Source organism: Vitiosangium sp. GDMCC 1.1324 (genome assembly GCF_003044305.1).
GTDB lineage: Bacteria > Myxococcota > Myxococcia > Myxococcales > Myxococcaceae > Archangium.
In genome coordinates this window covers 1-17136 of sequence record NZ_PZOX01000039.1, presented here as the reverse complement: position 1 = coordinate 17136, position 17136 = coordinate 1, and the positions used below count along the sequence as shown (strand labels likewise).

The 17136-nt window shown below is 67.7% G+C and carries 14 protein-coding genes; 5 read left to right on the top strand and 9 right to left on the bottom strand.

What is annotated here, in order from left to right; translation table 11 throughout:
* The first annotated feature begins 305 nt into the window (after window positions 1–305).
* Window positions 306–782, top strand: coding sequence for a hypothetical protein (locus DAT35_RS55510; protein WP_199243305.1), 477 nt, complete (start codon window positions 306–308; stop codon window positions 780–782).
* Window positions 779–2137, top strand: a complete 1359-nt coding sequence (locus DAT35_RS55505; RefSeq protein WP_108077596.1) for a hypothetical protein — start codon at window positions 779–781, stop codon at window positions 2135–2137. The genes DAT35_RS55510 and DAT35_RS55505 overlap by 4 nt, the downstream gene beginning before the upstream one ends.
* On the opposite strand, the gene DAT35_RS55500 is transcribed toward DAT35_RS55505, so the two are convergent.
* The 3 genes from DAT35_RS55500 to DAT35_RS55490 form a co-directional block, all read right to left on the bottom strand.
* Window positions 2076–3005 (bottom strand): AraC family transcriptional regulator, encoded by a 930-nt coding sequence (locus DAT35_RS55500; protein ID WP_233262282.1) that lies wholly within the window; start codon window positions 3003–3005, stop codon window positions 2076–2078. The two genes, DAT35_RS55505 and DAT35_RS55500, sit on opposite strands and share 62 nt — an antisense overlap.
* 30 nt (window positions 3006–3035) lie before the next feature.
* Window positions 3036–3983, bottom strand: a complete 948-nt coding sequence (locus DAT35_RS55495; protein ID WP_233262281.1) for an NAD(P)/FAD-dependent oxidoreductase — start codon at window positions 3981–3983, stop codon at window positions 3036–3038.
* A gap of 104 nt (window positions 3984–4087) precedes the next feature.
* Entirely contained in the window at window positions 4088–5683 is a 1596-nt protein-coding gene (locus DAT35_RS55490) for a serine hydrolase (protein WP_108077595.1), read from the bottom strand.
* Between the two features lie 313 nt (window positions 5684–5996).
* Here DAT35_RS55490 and DAT35_RS55485 point away from each other — a divergent pair, with 313 nt between their 5' ends.
* Window positions 5997–6824, top strand: a complete 828-nt coding sequence (locus DAT35_RS55485) for an Ig-like domain-containing protein (protein ID WP_199243304.1) — start codon at window positions 5997–5999, stop codon at window positions 6822–6824.
* 84 nt (window positions 6825–6908) lie between these two features.
* Here the strand turns inward: DAT35_RS55485 and DAT35_RS55480 are convergent, their stop codons facing one another.
* The 6 genes from DAT35_RS55480 to DAT35_RS55455 form a co-directional block, all read right to left on the bottom strand.
* Entirely contained in the window at window positions 6909–7733 is an 825-nt protein-coding gene (locus DAT35_RS55480; protein WP_108077594.1) for a carboxypeptidase regulatory-like domain-containing protein, read from the bottom strand.
* A 168-nt stretch (window positions 7734–7901) separates the two neighbouring features.
* Complete coding sequence (locus DAT35_RS55475) at window positions 7902–9971, bottom strand: MASE1 domain-containing protein (RefSeq protein ID WP_108077593.1); 2070 nt, start codon at window positions 9969–9971, stop codon at window positions 7902–7904.
* A gap of 154 nt (window positions 9972–10125) precedes the next feature.
* A complete protein-coding gene (locus tag DAT35_RS55470; RefSeq protein WP_108077592.1) occupies window positions 10126–10683 on the bottom strand; it encodes a hypothetical protein in 558 nt (185 codons plus the stop codon).
* Window positions 10684–10688: 5 nt separating this feature from the next.
* Window positions 10689–11711: an EfeM/EfeO family lipoprotein gene (locus DAT35_RS55465; RefSeq protein ID WP_108077591.1), complete on the bottom strand. Its 1023-nt coding sequence runs from the start codon at window positions 11709–11711 to the stop codon at window positions 10689–10691.
* Between the two features lie 27 nt (window positions 11712–11738).
* Entirely contained in the window at window positions 11739–13010 is a 1272-nt protein-coding gene (locus tag DAT35_RS55460) for a di-heme oxidoredictase family protein (RefSeq protein ID WP_233262280.1), read from the bottom strand.
* 98 nt (window positions 13011–13108) lie between these two features.
* Window positions 13109–14302 carry a Dickkopf N-terminal cysteine-rich domain-containing protein gene (locus tag DAT35_RS55455; protein WP_108077589.1) on the bottom strand — a complete coding sequence of 398 codons (1194 nt, stop codon included), beginning with the start codon at window positions 14300–14302 and terminating at the stop codon, window positions 13109–13111.
* Between the two features lie 559 nt (window positions 14303–14861).
* On the opposite strand from DAT35_RS55455, the gene DAT35_RS55450 reads away from it, so the two are divergent.
* Both DAT35_RS55450 and DAT35_RS55445 read left to right on the top strand, forming a co-directional pair.
* Window positions 14862–15788: a hypothetical protein gene (locus tag DAT35_RS55450; protein ID WP_108077588.1), complete on the top strand. Its 927-nt coding sequence runs from the start codon at window positions 14862–14864 to the stop codon at window positions 15786–15788.
* A 298-nt stretch (window positions 15789–16086) separates the two neighbouring features.
* The gene (locus DAT35_RS55445; RefSeq protein WP_108077587.1) at window positions 16087–17013 is read left to right on the top strand and encodes a hypothetical protein; all 927 of its coding nucleotides are present in this window, start codon (window positions 16087–16089) and stop codon (window positions 17011–17013) included.
* Window positions 17014–17136 lie beyond the last annotated feature (123 nt).

The following is a 17136-nucleotide window of genomic DNA, read 5'->3' as shown; positions in this document are numbered from 1 at the left end:
AGCGGGAGGGGCGGGCGGCTTCCCAGCGCGGAAGGCGGACGCCCCGCTCACTTGCGGAGGCGTGGCCATGCCTCCGGGCTGGCCCGACCTGTCCTCCAGTGATGAGGAGCTGCTCGCTCCATTGCTGGCGTGCTCACCCGCTGAGTTCGTCGACGTGCAGCAACGGGTGGATATGCCCCGGCTGGTGGAGGCGTTGGAGGATTGGTCCGCCGTCCGGCTCGGCGCCCTGGGGCCCGTGCGTGAAGACACTGCCGGAATCCTCAACCGCAAGCGCGCTGCCTTTCTCGTCGAGGTCGCCCAGGAGCGTGGCCTCGCTGGTGGACTTGCTGCGTGCCGACGCGACCCTCCCCCAGGCGCAGCGCCGATTCCTCATGGACTTCGCCAAGCCCCGCATCGAGACGTACGTGGGTGTGTGGAAGCCAGGCAGCGGCCTACGCTTCGCGGATGTGCTCGTCATCGAAGAGGGCGAACTTGCCGGACGGCCACCTCGCGTCGAGACGATCAGCTTCAAGAGCCGCAACCTTAGCTTGCTGGAGCCAAAATCGTTGAAGGCACAAATGAAGGCGGACGCGAGCGAGGCCCTGCGCTATTACGGCGAGATGCTGAACATCCGCCGGCCTTCCCTCAAGCCCCTTCTTGGCGAGGGCGGCAAGGTGCCGGTCCAAAGGGTTCGCCTCATCTACGAGGGCGGCGACCTCAAGCCCAAGATGGTAGATGACTTGAAGGCAGTCGTGCGGGAAGCCGAGAGGGAGGTCAAGGGAGTGGAGGTGCTGTTTCAATGAAGGTCTTGGAGCTTCACGACAATCCCGAGGACCACCTCACACTCACCCTCGAAGGGGCCTTCGACCCGCAGGCCGCACTTGAGAGCGAGCTGGAGCCCATCTTCCAGGCGCTCGAGGAGTACGCCGGCGAGTGGATGCCGGACGTTGTCGAGGGCAAGCGGCGGCGCAAGTACACCCGCGCTGCCCTTTGGAAGTCCTTGGAGGAGGAGCGTGATGAAAACAGCACGTCCATCGTGCTCCGTCGCACGAAGTGGCCCGCAGTGTATATGTGGCCCAGTTTTGATTTCCCGCCTCTTCCTCCCGAATTGCGCATCACGCTCAAGGTGCAGCCCTTGTCTTTTTTCGCCGAGGAGGAGCGCTGCCGAAGACTCGTGGACATGGTTCGTGCCTGGGCCTCTCGCTATCCGGTCGCCCATGCTTCAGCCCACAGCATGGCTGACAAGGCATTGACGGATTCACCCAGCTTTGGCCGCGATAAGGAGACCTGGTACAGAGACGGGTTCGACAAAATCTATGAGGTGTTCTGGCTCAACGTCTTCGGTCCGAAGCTGGTGGAAGCCGTCGGCCGCGAGCGCATGCTGTCCACGCCGGCGCACCGGGTGGAGGCGCTCCCCAACGGCTCTGTCCTCCTGGTGATCTGGCCCACCGTCGCGGACTTCGCCAGCGACGAGGCGCGTGAGGCCCAGGCCCGCGCGTACGTCCACCTCCGGCCGGACCTGGACTACGACACCGTGCTGCGCACCCTGCGCGAGCGCAGCGCCACGCTCGCCCCCGTGGAGCCCCGCTTCCACCCGGACGTGGCACCGCTCCTCTCTCGTGTCGTGGACAGCGTTGCCATTCACGAGCGCCAGCGGAAGATTGCCGAATTCAACGCATACCAACCTCCCGAGCCCGAGGAGTGGCTCCCCGCCGACGCCGCCCTGCCTTCGGACGTGGAGGACCCGAAGCGTGCGCTCGAAATCTACAGCTACCTCGCCGAGCTCCTGGTGGCGCTCATGCACACGAAGGTGCCCTCCGTCTTCGAGGCGACGCCCGAGTCCCTCACGGACGTGGACTACCAGTTCTGGCATGAGGAGTTCCCGCGGGTCTTCGAGCGGAAGAACATCGACGAGCATGCGGTGCCCGCCATTGGCGCGTACCTGGGCCAGGTGCTGGTGCGCACCCTGGGCGGCCAGTGGATACCTCGCAAGAAGTTTTCGGAGGCACAGGTGCTCGTGGGTAGCCGCGTCTGGCTGCCCTTTGTCCGGGCCCATCGTTACATGCGCTCGTGCCAGTCGCTGCTGGACTTCTCTCTCACGCAACTCCTCCGTGTTGCCGAGCGGCACCGTTCTGGCGCCGCCACGCAGCGGGTGTGAGGCCGTGGGCTCTCCGGAAGAGGCGGATGAAGTGCGTCACGTCCGCGTAGCCCACGCGCTCGGCGATGATGTCCACGCGCTCGTCCGTACCTCGAAGCCGCCGCCGTGCCTCGGCCATGCGGTACTCGAGGATCCACTCGCCCACCGTGCGGCCCGTCTCCTTCCGGACCACGCCGGCCACGTGCGTGGCGGAGCGTCCGATCGCTCGGGCCACATCCGTGAGGGACAGAGGTCCGAGGGCGTTTGACTCGATGTGCGTGAGCACTCGCCGGGCCAGGCCCAGGCCCGCCGGGTCCGGTAGGGTCTCGGGGCCGCTCATCCGCTCCAGTTCGATCAGCACCAACTGGAGCAGGGTGCTCACGGCCGCGTCGCGGGACTTCTCGTTGCTGGAGAGCTCGGACTCCAGGAGCTGCATCCATTGCTCGAGGCGCTGGCGTTGAGCGGCGGTCGGACGAAGGACCGGATGGCACCCGCTCCTGATCCGCAGCAACGGACCCAGCTGCGGGCCCGTGTGGCTCCCCCAGCTCGGGTCTTCGTGGGGGAGCGCCTCCGGGTGGAATGCGAGCGCCCATCCGTCCACGTTTTCCAAGTGTACCCCTCCGTGGGGGTCCCCGGGTGGAATGATGTGGACGTCTCCCGCCCGGAGCACCAGATCGCCGGTGTGCCGCACCTTCACCTGCCCGCGCTTCACGAGGACGATGACGGCGTACGAATGGACGGCGGTTGTTCCTCTCGGCTGGTTCGGCCGGTGGTCGGTACTGAACGCGCCGTAGCGTCCTACCCAGACGGGAAGGTGGTGCTGCTCGAACTCCTCGCGAGACAGCGACGGCCTCTTCGCTCCGGGTGCGGTCTTCTTCCTCGTCATCATCACCTTCGTAGCGGCTCCTACCGCGTGGGCTCAACCCCGGGGATGCACTCCGGAGTCCGCGTTCTCCAGGTTGAGGGCATGGTTCATCATGGCCGCGGCCTGGAACCCCGCAGCGGCGGCCACGGTCGCGGCCTGGAGGGGCGTCGTGAGATCGCCCGCCGCGTGGATTCCTGGAATGGAGGTCTCCTGGTGCGCATCGACGCGCACGAAACCCTTCTCATCCAGGGCGACGCCGAGCCGCAGCACGAGCTCCGTCTGCCGTTGGAGCGGACGGGCGAAGAGCACTTCGCGCGCCACCCGCGTCCCGTCTTCCAGCTCCACGGCCTCGAGGTGGTCTCCGTGCGGCTCGTGCCCGGTGCGGGAGATGAGCTGGCGGACTCGCCGGTGCTCGAGGCGGACTCCGGCGCGCTCGAGCCGCTGGCGCTGTTCGGCGGGCACCTCCCAGGCGCCATCGGTGAAGGCCACCACGTCGCGTGACCAGCCGGTGAGGAATAGGGCGAAGTCGAGGAGCGGCGCGCTCGTCGCGAGCACCCCGAAGGCGCGATCTCGCACCTCCCAGCCATGGCAATACGGGCACTGGAAGATGCTCTTGCCCCACAGCTCGCGATAGCCGGGCAGGTCCGGCACCTCATCCACCAGGCCCATGGCGAGCAGCACGCGGCGGCTCACCACTTCGCGTCCTCCCTCGAGGGCGACCCGGAAGCCCGAGGCGGTGCGCTCCACGGAGGTGACGCGGGTGTCTCGGACCTCGACACCGTACGGGCGGAGCTGCTCCCGCGCGATTCGCCGGAACTCATCAGGCGGAGTCCCATCGCGGGTGAGGAAGCCATGGATGCCCTCCGCCATGATGTTCCGACGGACTCCCCCATCGCAGAGGAGGACCTCCTTGCGAGCGCGCCCCAGCACCAGCGCCGCGTTCAGGCCCGCCGGGCCGCCTCCTACAATCACCACATCCTTCCGCTCCGAGCTCGTCATCATGTTCGTCCTCACGTGCTCAACGGATACGTGCGGACACACCGGGGCGTCAGAGCGGGTTCTCGTGCTGAATCGGCTTATCTTCCTGCTGGCACTGGAGGGCCAGGTCAGTGCTTCGAGGGCTCGATGTTTCCCCCGGTGAAGCGGCGCAGGTCCGCGCGCAGCGCTTCGTTGAAGCGCAGGGGATCGGGGCAGGCCCTCGACTCGCAGGCGGCCAGGTAATCGTTGAAGAAGGCGAGCGGACCCCTTGCCGGGTAGCTGTCGAGCCGCTCGGGCCCCAGTGCCTCCTCGAGCGTCCGGGCCATGTGGGCTCCCACCCGGACGAAGAGCCAGCCCTCGCTCGGTCCGTGGGCGGAGAGGATGCGCTCCCGCGCGGCGTTCGGAGCGCGTGCGATGGCGCTCCGATCCAGCATCCGCGTCGCCTGCTCGAAGGACTCCGAGAGCCCGTCCGTCCCGGGCAGTGTCCCCGGCCCTCGCGTGGCCCACAGGTGGTACGCGAGCCCATAGCCGAAGATGCGGTTCAACCCCTCGTTCACCACCGCGTCCACCGGATCCTGGAGGCGCGCGTTCAGCCGGGAGCCTTTGCCCTCGAGCAGCAGCTCGATGATGCCGTAGGCGATGCGCCGCAGTGAGGCGGCCTGGCCCTCCACGTTGCTCGCGAGCACGATCGCCACGTCCTCTCCGGGCAGCAGCAGGAGCAGCGTCGACGTCTCTGGCTGTGCCCCCGAGTGGGCCACCACGTAGTGGCCCCGCAGCGGCCAGGTCGCCAGGCCCATGCCGTAGTCAGTGAGGTGCCCATCCCGGGTGCTCATCGGCGTCTGCATCAGCCCCGAGCTGGCGCGCGACAGCAGCCGGCCGTCGAGCAGCGCTCCGCCAAAGCCGAGCAGATCCTCGATGGTCGCGCGGGTGCCTCCTCCCGCGAAGCGGCCGGACACATCGACGACCTTGGAGGGCACGAGCTGCCCCTCCCGGACGCGGTAGCCCGCGGCGTGGTGCTCGTCACGGGTGCGGCGATCATCCAGCGCCGCGTGCTCCATGCCAGCGGGTCCGAAGACGTGCTCCCGGAGGTACTCCCCATAGCTCTGTCCCGACGCGGCCTCGATGGCGGCGCCGAGCAGGTTGTAGGCCCAGGTGCTGTAGATGAAGCGGGTGCCGGGTTCGGCCTCGAGCTCATAGCCCGCGACGAGGGCCACCGCGCCCGCGGTGTCGAGCGGCCCGGTGTCATGGCTCGGGCCGAAGCGGCCGTAGTTCGTCACGCCGCCCAGGTGCCCGAGCAACTGCCGCACCGTCACCGGCCAGCGCTTCTGCGGCCACGCGGGCACGAGCGTGCGGATGTCGGCGTCGAGATCGATTCGGCCCTGCTCCACGAGCTGCAGCACGGCCACGGCGGTGAATGTCTTGGTGATGGAGGCCATCCGCCACGTGGTCCTCGGCGTCGCGGGCAGTCCGCGGGCCACGTCTCGCGAGCCATAGGCGCCCACCCAACGCTGACTTCCACGCAGCACCCCCACCGCGAGGCCCGCGTGCGGCTCCCGGGCGAACTCCGCGCGCACGAGCGCCTCGAGCGCCCGCTGCACCTCCTCGGGAAAGGGCCGCTCCACTTCCGGAGGCGGGGACGAGGGCCGCTCGCACACCGGCACACCTGAGGGCGCCGCCCACACCGGGAGGCCGAGCAGGAGGAGCGCGAGCCACAGTCCCTTCACCGTGCGTCCCTCCGGGGCGCGTACCGGGCGTGTGTCGTGTCGGCTCTGGATTCGGGGTGCATGTCGCGGAGTGCTGGCGGGCCCCACCGTAACCGGATTTCGCCCGGCGAGGGCGGATGTGGAAAAAAAGGACAACCCGCCGCGTAGACTGTCCCTGCCGTCCACAGCTCTTCACGCCCGCCGGAGTGATGTCGGATATGGAACATGGATTGCTGAAGCGTGGCGGGTTTAACCGCTCAGGTCCTTGGACCCCCAAGTTCCTCATCCCCGACATCAAGCACTCGCCCCGGGGCGAGTGGGAGGCACATTCATCATGAAGAGGCTGTTCAATCCGCTGATGGCCGCGTCCGTCGTCATGCTCGCTTCCGCCTGCCAGAAGGTGGAGCGCATCGAGGTGAAGCCGGCGACGGTGGAGCTGTCCGAGGCGGGCCAGGTTGTCGCCCTGGACGCGCGGGCGCTCACGGCGGACGGCAAGCCCGTGGAGAAGGCGAAGTTCGAGTTTTCCGCCAGCGACGCGAAGGTCGCCACGGTAGATGCCACCGGCAAGGTGACCGCGGTGAAGAGCGGCACGGCCGCCATCTCCGTCAAGTCCGGAGAGGTGAGCGGCGCGGCCGCCGTCGAGGTGGTCATCCCCTCGAGCATCAAGGTGACGGGCGCGCCCTTCACGCTCACGGGCCTGGGCTCGGAGGCGGTGGTGGAGTCCGAGGTGCAGGATGACGCCGGCCGGCCGGTGAAGACGGCGAAGCTGGAGTACAGCAGCTCCGACGCCAACGTGGTGGCGGTGGAAGGCAACAAGCTGGTCGCCAAGGCCGTGGGCAACGCGACCGTGACGGTGAGCTCCGGCAAGCTGACGCAGGGCTTCGAGGTCACCGTGAAGCTGCCCGCGGTGGACGCGGTGGCGTTCGAGACCGTGCCCGCCACCCTGAAGGTGGGCGAGAGCGCGGCGCTCACCGTGGTCGCCAAGGGCACCGACGGGGCCGCCATCAAGGGCGTGTCCTTCACCTACGCCACCAGCGACGAGAAGGTCGCCACCGTGGACGCCACCGGCAAGGTGACGGCGGTGAAGGCGGGCGCGGTCACCATCAAGGCCGAGGGTGGCAGCAAGGCCACCGAGGCGAAGCTCACCATCAAGAAGAAGTAGGCAAGAAGAAGCAGGCAGTCCCAGCCCGGGCTCCGGTGGGAGGTTGCCACCTGGAGCCCGTGGTGCGTTCAGGGGGCCGCGCGCCTACTTCGCGGCCACGAATTCGAAGGACACCTCGGTGTCCTGGCCTTCCTTCACCGTCACCTGGGCCGTCTTCGTGCCGAGCGTCTCGTGCCAGGCCTCGAGGGTGTACGTCCCTGGCGGCACGCCCTGGAGCGTGAAGGCGCCGTCCTCGCCGGAAGTGGCGAAGTAGGGATGCGGGCTCATCACCACGAAGGCGGTCATCCACGGGTGGATGTCGCACTTGAGGCGGATGACGTCCGCGTCCTTCGGCGGCTGGGCCTCCTTCGTCTTCAGGGGAGGCTGGGTGACGTTGAAGAGCTGCTTGCCGCCGGACATGCCGCGCACGTTGTGCAGCGTGCCATCGCTGTTCATCAGCACGAGCGGCTGGCCGGCGACGGCGCCCTGCACGCGCGGCTGGTAGGTGCACCGGTTCTGGTCCACCACCACCATGGTGCTCGGAGGCGTCGTGGGGGCGCCGGGCACGTTGCCCTGCACGCGCACCAGCACATTGGCCAGCTTGCCTGCCTTCACCTGGACGGGCTGATCCACTAGGTCCATGCCCTCGCAGTTGGGATCCGTGCCCGGGATGATGGGCGAGGGAGCGGGGGGCGTGCCCTTGAAGGTGACGAACCCGTGGACGGAGCCACCTCCCTTGGGGGCCTGGGCGGCCTCTTCCGAGTCCTGGGGCAGGGGCGTATCCGCGGGCAGCGGCGCGGCCTTGACGGTGGGCGCGGCCGGAGCCGGAGCCTGCGCGGGAGCGGGGGCGGCCTCGTCCTTCTTGCAGGCGGACAGGGCGCAGAGACCCATCGCACCGAGTACCGACAGGCCCAGCGTACGCAGCTTCATCGTGCAGTCTCCTCACACTCCCGGTGCGCGGGGGGGAGGCGCGCACCTGGGTGGGGAATGTCCGGGGCAGTCGTAACAGAAAAGCGGCCCGATGGGCGACTGGGTGGATGCCCCACAGGCGCAGGCGCTCGGGAGCTCCCCAGGGTGGCGGATCGACGCACCGTGCCTTCAATGGGGAGCGGGGAGGGGGGTCTCGTGAAGCATCTCCGGCAGGTGGGAGGCCGGCAGCTCCAGGGTGAAGGTGGTCCCCTTCCCGGGAGTGCTCGCGGCATGGAGGCTCCCGCCGTGGGCCTCGGCGATCTCCCGGGCGATGAACAGCCCCAGTCCCAGCCCTCCATACTCCCGGGACGACACCGCCCGCTCGAAGCGGCCGAAGATGCGCTCCATCGCCTCGGACGTCATGCCGATGCCATGGTCCCTCACGGTGATGCGGGCGCGCTCGCCCGTCTCGTCGACCTCGAGCTCGATGGGCTGACGGGCGCCGAACTTCATGGCGTTGCTCAGCAGGATGGTGAGGGCCTGTTGCAGCCTGTACCGGTCCCACCAGCCGGTGATGCTCGAGTGGAGCCGCACCGAGAGCGGGCAGCCCGCGCGCGCGAGGTCTCCCGCGAGGAGCTCCTTCTCCCGGTGGATCAGCTCGGAGAGATCCACCGCCTCCCGTTCCAGCCGCAGCCGTCCGGTGTTGATGCGCCCCACGTCGAGCAGCCGCTCCACCAGTTGGGACAGGCGATGGACCTGCCGGGCCACCAGTTGCAGCCGGGCCAGAAGCTCCGTGGCCTGCGAGAGCCGGACCATCAGGCGCGTCAGGCTCTGCAGGTGCAGCTTGAGCGCGGTGAGCGGGGTGCGCAGCTCATGGGCCGCGATGGCGAGGAACTCGTCGCGGACGTGGATGGCCTCGTTCGCCTCCTGGAAGAGGCGCGCGTTCTCCAGCGCGAGGACGCAGCGGTGCGCGAGGTCCTCGACGAAGGCCACATCGCGCGCATCCAGCGGATGCCACCCGGGAGCCACCAGCGCGAGCCCTCCCCGCACGCGCTTGCGGTGCAGCCGCACGAGCACGGCGACGCCCATCTCCGGGTCCCTCCGGGCGACGGTGGGGACCGACTGTTGGCGCAATTGCTCCTGGAGACGCTGCTCCTGCTCGGGCCGCAGTCCGGTCTGGGCCGCCTGCTCCCAGCGTCCGTCCTCGGACTCCAACCAGAGGGCGAAGCCGCTGGCGATCCTGGGGACGAGCAGGTGGGCGATGCGCGGCAGAGTGACGCGGTAGTCCAGGGATTCGGCGAGCACCGTGCCCACGCGGGCCAGCAGACGCTGAGCCTGCTCGGCGTGCTGGCGCTCGCACACCAGCGCGGCGAGGGTGAGCGCGGACAACTGCACCACGACGAGGAAGGCCTGGACGGAGAACATCTGCACCCGGATGGGGGCCAGGGTGGAGGCGAAGGGGCCATGGCCCGCGGTGGTGTGCCACACGGCCAGGGTGCCGACGACTCCCGAGGCCGTCGCCGCGCCGCGAGGTCCCAACCGGAGCGCCGCCCAGAGGAGGAAGGGGAAGCAGGCGTAGGGCAGCGAGAGCGGCAGGAGGTTGGGAATCCCCGGGCCGAAGATGACGTGGGAGAAGAGGGCCAGCAGCCCGCACGTCACCGCCAGTTCCACGGGGCGTTGGGGCGGGGCGAGGTGATCCTCCCGCGGTGCCCAGGTCAACAGCAGCGGGGTGACCAGCAGCGTGCCGAGCATGTCGCTGAGGTACCAGTACAGCCATTGCGTCCAGAAGGAGGAGGCGCCGACGTTCCAGACAATGGCCGCCGCGCCCAGCGTGGTACTGGGCAGGGGGCTGATCAGCCCTCCGGCGATCAGGAAGACGGCGACGTCACGGACCCGGGTGAACGACAGCGTGGATTCACCCGCCCACCGGCGCATCAGCACCGCTCCGAGCAGGGGGCTCAGGGTATTGCCCACCGCCCAGATGAGGTTCACCGCCAGGGGAGTTCCTCGCAGGATCTCCTGGACGAGGTGGGCCAGGAAGTTGGCGGTCAGGTAGGCCGGCCAGTGGCGGCGACGGGCGCGCACCAGCACCGCGAGGCTCAGCCCTGGGGGGAGCCAGAGGACCGCGTTGGACTCGGGGGGAAAGACGAAGCGGGAGCTCGCGTTGCTCAGGAGGACCACTCCGAGCGCGTACACGGTGGCCCGGAACCCCGTGGACTTCGATAGCGCTCGAAGACTGATGGATCCTCTCGACGGCATCCAGGTCCCCCTCGAGTAAGGCTATGCCTCGCCGTCTGTTCAGGGGAGGCGGGCTCGTCCGGTTCCAGGCGTGGAGGCCCGGGCTCACCCGTCCCCATATGCGGGGGACGGGCATGCCGTCGGGAGGGGGGCGGTCCGGACGCACCTTCGGGAGCTAGCGCGCCAGCGTGGAGAGCTGGAGCACCGAGGCCTGCACGTAGTCATTGGCCACACCCTGGCCATGGCAGCCGTTGCAACCTCCGTCGTTCGAGCCGTACTGGCCACCCACGGGCGGGCCGAGGCCGCGCCATGAGATCTGCCAGGGGCTCGAGGCGTCGTCGGGATTGCTCTGGATGAGCTCGAACCACTCCCAGTTCAACGCGCCGGCCTTGTTGTAGTCACCGCCGCGCTTGACCATGGCGAAGGTGCGGGGACCGCCATTCTCGGGGTCCCCGACGCCGTCCGTGCGTTTCACGATCATGGTGCCCGTGGGGAACTGCGTGGCTCCCTTGGGCGGACGCTTGTTGATGTAGATGTCGCGGTTGCCGCCGGTGTGCGGAGTGCCGTTGCCATCTCCCTCCAGATGGAAGTGCTCCCAGGAGGAGAACGACTGGAAGTCGCGCTGAAGGGCGATGAACGGCGTGTCGTCCGTGACATCTGGAGGGGTCGTCGCGTCGGGATCACCGCCGCAGCCGGTAGCGGCGAGGACGCCGAGCAGGAAGAAGGTTCGCATGGGATTCACGGCAGGCGGGGAATGCCGAGCAGATCGGCGGAGGTGTTCATCTCGCTCACGAGCGAGCCGGTGGCATCGGGATCCGACTCGGTGACGAGGACCTGGTAGAGCTGGCCGAAGGGGGTGGAGAGATCCTGCGCCGAGGGCTTCGCGGAGCTCCAGGTGGCGGGGACCTCGGGCAGCGCGTCACCCGTCAACGAGGCGTAGCGCTCCTGGACGCGCTGGAAGCCAGCGGCGATCCTCGCATCCTGTTCCTTGCCGCCGGGCTGCTCGAGCAGCCAGGGCTTGAAGTAGCCATAGATGGAGATGCCCGCCTCGACGTTGGCGCGCATGTCCGCCAGCGTGTACTGGGCGTAACGGGACTCCTCTTCGCCGGAGGCCGCCTTGTTGGCCTTCTCGACCTGCTCGCCCATGGAGCCGATCACCCCGCGGAAGGCCGCGGAGGTGTCCAGCGCGAGCGGGGCGAACTGGGCCTTCATCATCCGGACGTCCGCCACCAGCCGCGTGAGCAGCAACTCCTTGAACTCGCGTGCCTGGTTCTCGTTGGAGGGGAAGGCGGCTGGCTGGTAGTAGGGCAGGCCCTTCTCGAACTCCATCACGCGCTGGGGGATGGAGTCGGACCAGAGGACACGCTCGGCGGCGTGGATGCCGGTGACGCCCTCGTCGTCGAAGAGGTCATCATCCGGACCGGTGGCGATGAAGCCGTCGTAGCGCTGGTCGGTGGAGACGTCGAGCTCGGGGAAGAGAATGGCGATGGCGCCCTCCACGTGCTCGTAGGCGATGCGGGCCCGGCGCCAGTCCGCCTTCATCTTCTGCACCGCGGCGGCGTCCTGGGTGGCATTCCAACCGTCGGCATCGGGAGCGGGGGCATCCTTCTGGAGCTCCACCACCGCGCTGTGGAGCTCGTCCAGGTTGGTCTGGATGTAGCTCTTCACATCGAGCAGGGCCTGCTCTTGGGGAGGACGCTCGCTGCCGCAGGACGCGGCGGAGAGGAGGAGGAAGGGGAGGGGGAGGAACCGGCGGTACATGGGGGGTTCTCGTCGGGAGTGGGGGGATTACAGGGAGGAGACGAAGTCGAGCAGCGCGGACTGCTCGGAGCTGGAGAGCTGTTGGAAGCGGCTGAGCGAGTCATTGGCCTCGGAGCCAGGGCCCTGGTGGGCGAGGACGGCCTCGCGGAGCGTCTTCGCGCGCCCGTCGTGCAGGTAGGTCGTGAAGAAGCGCAGGCCGATGAGCGGGGCGGTGCGCCACTCGCGCGAGGTGGCGCTCTCGTCCACCATGCCGTCCGCCAGGCCGGTGCCCATGTCGTGCAGCAGCAGGTCCGAGTAGACGGGCGCATCACGGCCGGCGAGCGGCGCGAGGGGGTAGTCGCTCCGCGTCTGGAGCGAGGGCACATGGCACACGGAGCACCGCGCTTCCGCGAAGAGCCGAGGGCCGTCGGCGCCGGGCGTCGCGCGCTTGGGAATCTCGAGCAGACGCATGTAATCGGCCACCGCGTTCACGCGGGCGAGGTCCACGTCGGTGCCGGGCTTGCCGTCGTCGGTGAGACCATCCGGGTTGGCGGGCTCGGCCGGACGCATGGGCGAAGTGATGCCCATGTCGCCCTGCATCGCGTCCGCGGTGAACTCGTCGAGCGTGGAGATGCGGGCCTTCACGCCGAAGCGGCCGATGAGGTTGCCCTGGCCCGGCTGGTGGGTGTGGAACGGCTGCTCCGGGTTGGGCTGGGAGTGGTACGTGACGCGATTCACCCGCCCGTGGATGCCATCGGTCCGGGTGGACTGCTCGGCCTGCATCCGCTCGATCTCCGAGTCGGCGATGGCCTCGAGGTAGCCGCGGCCGAACACCGCCGGGCCCACGCGCAGCGACAGCTTCACATTCTGGGCGCTTCCCGGGGCCTGGATCGTCTGGGTGGCACCGGCCGTCTTGTAGGGGCGCACCGTGTGTCCCCAGGCGAGCGCGCTCTGGTCCTCGGAGGAGGTGACGCCGTCCGGCTCCACCACCGCCATCTTCTGCACCGCGCCCGGCCCCTTGCCCGCGGACTGGTGACATGAGGAGCACGCGGCCCGGATGTACAGCGGCCCGAGCCCATCCGATTCGTTGTAGGTGAAGTCGAAGAGCGCGTCGCCCTCCTTGAACCGCGCCTGGAGCTCCGGCGTTGTCTCTCGCAGCGGGAGATCCGTCCCGTCCTCTGCCTTCACCGTGAGGGGTTCGGAGTCTGACTTCTCACCACAGGCCAGTCCCGCGAGCGCGAGGACCACCGCGCCCAACCAACGCATGCTCCAGATGTTTTGCACGGGCGTAGTAGATGGAAACCGATGTTTGGCTGTCAATCGGGGCTCCTGTCGCGCTCGGAGGCGGTGTGTGTATGTCAATGCGTGTGGGTTGGGAGGGGGCGGCCAGGTAGCCAGGCCGCTCCCCCTGAAGCCTGTCACTCGTGGCAGTAGTTGACGGCGGGGGTGCACGTCCCATCGGCGCAGTTGCGGCTCGCGCACTGCGGGGGGATGTCACAGGCCGCGCCGTTGGGTCGCAGGGGCTGGCAGGTGTTGTCATCCGCGCAATACGCCACACCGGGGCGGCAGGTACCGGAGGCGGGGCACTCGCCACTGACGGGAGGCAGGGTGCAGACACCGTTCACGCAGCTCAGACCGGTCAGGCAGCCGTCGCTGAAGCCATAGTTGTTCGCCGGCGCGTCCATACAGGGGCCGCCCTCCGCCGAGGGCTTGACGCAACTCCCCGAGAGGGGATTGCCCTCGGAGTCCAGCCCCGCGCCCTTGCACACCAGTCCGTCGTTGCACTGGGCACCGCGGAGCGCGGGATCCACCTCGTCCGGCCCCAGCGAGCATCGCTGACCCTCGCCCTTGCGAACCGCGCAGATGCCGTCCTGGCAGTACAGGCCCTCCGCGCAAGAGGCATCCTCCTCACAGGCAGTGCCCTCCGTGGCCGGCGGCACGCACGTGTTGGTGCTGCTCGCGCAGCGGAGCCCGCTCTTGCAGCCGAGGTTGTCGACGCAGCTCTCGCCCTTGTCCACGGGCTTCACGCAGACGTTTCCCGAGCAGCGCAGGCCGGCGCGCTCATCGCACGGCGCTCCGTGGATGCGCGAGCACTCTTGTCCCTCGGCAAGTACGTCCGGACAGGTGGCGGGACACGTGTTCTCGGTCGTCCCTCCGCAGGTGCCCGCGGCACACTCGAAGAGGAACGAGCACGCTTCTCCCTTCTGCACCGTGCCCTTGACCGCGGCGTAGCAGAGCGCCTGCACCTCGTCGCTGAGGTCGTCCTGCAGGCACCGGGTCTTCGCGATGCCATTGACACACTGGCGCGCCAGGTCCGCGTCATAGACGAGCCTGCCGGCGTCCACGGCCTTCTTCACGTCGTCGGGGCCGATGAGCATGCTCGCGCCGGTCTTGCACCCATCGACCAGATAGGGCGCGAGGTTTCCGCACGCCTGCGCGCGTTCGCACATGGCCGCCGCGTATTCCTGCGCGAACTGCTCGGGCGGGATGGGCGTGCTCTGCGGTGTCTCATCCGTGGGCGTCTTGTCGGGAGACTTGCCGCAAGCCATGGCGAGCAGGAGCAGCGGAAGCACCGCGACAAACAATCGGGGGGAGCGGGGGTGTTGAGTCATGGGGCCCCGAACTCTGACAAGGCATGGCCTGTTTCGGGAAGAGGGCCCGTGTCAGTCCTTGGCGAGACAGGCGCCAGGCTTCGCGAAGCAGGACGCTCTGTATGTTTTGCGACATTTCAGTTGACGCTCTCGGTCAAAAATTGGCATGTCAATCAGGTGCTTGGTGTGTCGTCTATGCAATTGGCACGTCAAGCATGTGACTTGTCGTGTATGTCTGTGACTCGCCGTGCGTCGTCCGGGGGGGGCTCGCCCTGACTTGTGGAATCAATCCACAGCGCCGTGGGGCGGATTGCCCCGAGTCATACGCCGCGTATGGGGTTGTGCGGGGTGGAATGCCCCATCGTCTGGCTCATTGAGCAATTCCTTGCGCCTCGCGGGGCTGAATGCCCCAGAATCCGTGGCAATCGCTTGCGGGTGTGGAAATCTTGGACAGGCAGAGAAAAGTCTCAAAAACCAAGAGCCCCTCTTTCGCTGGTCTTCAGGAGATGTTAAGAAATGCGTCGCCCGTGACCGGAAAATTCCTTTGCCGGTCTTCCGAGGCGACATGTGAGGCCCCCCCATGCGCGCAATGCGTTACGTGATGCTGTCCTCTCTTCTGGCTGCTGTGGGTTGCGGTGGAATGGAAGAGCAATCCCAGGATGAGCAGACTCAGGACTCCGTGGATGTGAGGCCCGAGGGTAGGGGCGGCGGTCTCGCCAGCGAGTTCCTCTCCAATGCCGCCAAGCCGTCGGGGCAGGCCGCACCGGGCAACGGCATCTCCTATCACAGTGGACCGATCATCACGGGCACCACGAACGTCTATTATATCTGGTACGGCAATTGGTCCGGGAATACAGCCACGACCATCCTCACCGACTTCGCCAACAGCATCGGCGGCTCGCCGTACTACAACATCAACACCACCTACACGAACAGCGCTGGCGCCAAGGTGAGCAACGCGGTGCACTACGCGGGCAGCACCACGGTGGCCTATCCGTACGGCACCTCGCTGTCCGACGCGCAGATCCAGCAGATCGTGGCGGATGCCATCAACGGCGGCACGCTGCCCAAGGACACCAACGCGGTGTACTTCGTGCTGACCTCCTCGGACGTGAATGCGTCCTCGGGCTTCTGCACCCAGTACTGTGGTTGGCACACCCACGGCACCATCGCTGGCTCGGACATCAAGTACAGCTTCGTGGGCAACCCGGATCGCTGCCCGTCGTCGTGCGCGGCCCAGACCACGGGCCCCAACGGCAATGCCGGCGCGGACGGTATGGCCTCCATCCTCGCCCACGAGCTCGAGGAGGCGGTGACCGACCCCGACCTGAACGCCTGGTACGACAACCGCGGCTACGAGAACGCGGACAAGTGCGCCTGGACCTGGGGCACCACCTACACGACGGCCAATGGCGCCAAGGCCAACATGAAGCTCGGCACCCGTGACTACCTCATCCAGCAGAACTGGGTGAACGCGGCTGGCGGCTACTGCGCCGTGAAGTACTGACGGCGGGTCGCGGGTCCTCCAACGGATTGCAGAAGACATGGGCGGCGGGTCTCCAGAGCTACGGCTGGAGGCCCGCCGTCTTTTTTCTGCGCGTCCGCCAGCGCCCTGGAAGATCGGGCGGAATGCCCCATGATTTCATGTCAATCAATTGCATCCTCAAGAAAGCCGGACAGGCAAAAAAGAGCTGCAATCCAAGCCAGCCCTCTTTTCTTGGCCGGTGGGAAGTGTTAGGGATTGTTTCGCCCGTGACCGGAAACTTCTCTTCCGGCGCTCCGAGGCGAACCCGAGAGGTCCCCCCATGCGCGCAGTGCGTTACGTGATTCTGTCTTCCCTCCTGGCTGCTGTTGGCTGCGGTGGAATGGAGGAGCAGTCGCAGGATGAGCAGACGCAGGACTCCGTGGATGTGAAGCCCGAGGGCAAGGGCGGTGGTATCGCCAGCCAGTTCGTCTCCACGGCCGCCAAGCCGACCGGGACTGCCGCCAGCAACGGCATCTCGTACCACAGTGGCCCGATCATGACGGGCACCAAGACCATCTACTACATCTGGTACGGCAACTGGTCGGGCAACACCGCCACGACGATCCTCACCGACTTCGCCAACAGCATCGGTGGATCTCCGTACTTCAATATCAATACCACCTACACCAATAGCTCCGGCGGTATCGTGAACAACTCGGTGGTGTACGGCGGCAGCACCACAGTGGCCTATCCGTACGGCACCTCGCTGACGGATGCGAAGATCCAGCAGGTGGTGGCGGACGCCATCAACGCCGGCACGCTGCCCAAGAACACCAACGCGGTGTACTTCGTGCTGACCTCGCAGGACGTGACGGCGTCCTCGGGCTTCTGCACCCAGTACTGCGGCTGGCACACCCACGGCACCATTGGTGGTTCGGACATCAAGTACAGCTTCGTGGGTAACGCGGCCCGCTGCCCGTCGTCGTGCGCCGGTCAGACGGCCTCCAGCCCGAACGGCAACGTCGGCGCGGACGGCATGGCCTCCATCATCGCCCACGAGCTCGAGGAGGCGGCGACCGACCCCGACCTGAACGCCTGGTACGACACGTCCGGCGCCGAGAACGCCGACAAGTGCGCCTGGACCTGGGGCACCACCTCCACCGCGTCCAACGGCTCCAAGTACAATATGACGCTCGGCTCCCGCCAGTACCTCATCCAGCAGAACTGGGTGAACGCGGCCGGCGGCTACTGCGCCAAGAGCTACTAAGTAGGTAGGCAAAAGTTCCTGACACAATAGCGCGGCGGGGCCTACGGTGTGCCGATGAGGAAGGCACTGGGCCCCGCCCAGCGGGGGCTGACCAGGTACGACCGCGTCCGGCTCCAGCGAGCA

Bases quoted from the DNA above. Each gene is read 5' to 3' on its own strand.
- DAT35_RS55505 (WP_108077596.1), top strand. From the start codon at position 779: ATGAAGGTCTTGGAGCTTCACGACAATCCCGAGGACCACCTCACACTC.
- DAT35_RS55500 (WP_233262282.1), bottom strand. From the start codon at position 3,005: ATGATGACGAGGAAGAAGACCGCACCCGGAGCGAAGAGGCCGTCGCTG.
- DAT35_RS55495 (WP_233262281.1), bottom strand. From the start codon at position 3,983: ATGATGACGAGCTCGGAGCGGAAGGATGTGGTGATTGTAGGAGGCGGC.
- DAT35_RS55485 (WP_199243304.1), top strand. From the start codon at position 5,997: ATGAAGAGGCTGTTCAATCCGCTGATGGCCGCGTCCGTCGTCATGCTC.
- DAT35_RS55480 (WP_108077594.1), bottom strand. From the start codon at position 7,733: ATGAAGCTGCGTACGCTGGGCCTGTCGGTACTCGGTGCGATGGGTCTC.
- DAT35_RS55475 (WP_108077593.1), bottom strand. From the start codon at position 9,971: ATGCCGTCGAGAGGATCCATCAGTCTTCGAGCGCTATCGAAGTCCACG.
- DAT35_RS55470 (WP_108077592.1), bottom strand. From the start codon at position 10,683: ATGCGAACCTTCTTCCTGCTCGGCGTCCTCGCCGCTACCGGCTGCGGC.
- DAT35_RS55465 (WP_108077591.1), bottom strand. From the start codon at position 11,711: ATGTACCGCCGGTTCCTCCCCCTCCCCTTCCTCCTCCTCTCCGCCGCG.
- DAT35_RS55455 (WP_108077589.1), bottom strand. From the start codon at position 14,302: ATGACTCAACACCCCCGCTCCCCCCGATTGTTTGTCGCGGTGCTTCCG.
- DAT35_RS55450 (WP_108077588.1), top strand. From the start codon at position 14,862: ATGCGCGCAATGCGTTACGTGATGCTGTCCTCTCTTCTGGCTGCTGTG.
- DAT35_RS55445 (WP_108077587.1), top strand. From the start codon at position 16,087: ATGCGCGCAGTGCGTTACGTGATTCTGTCTTCCCTCCTGGCTGCTGTT.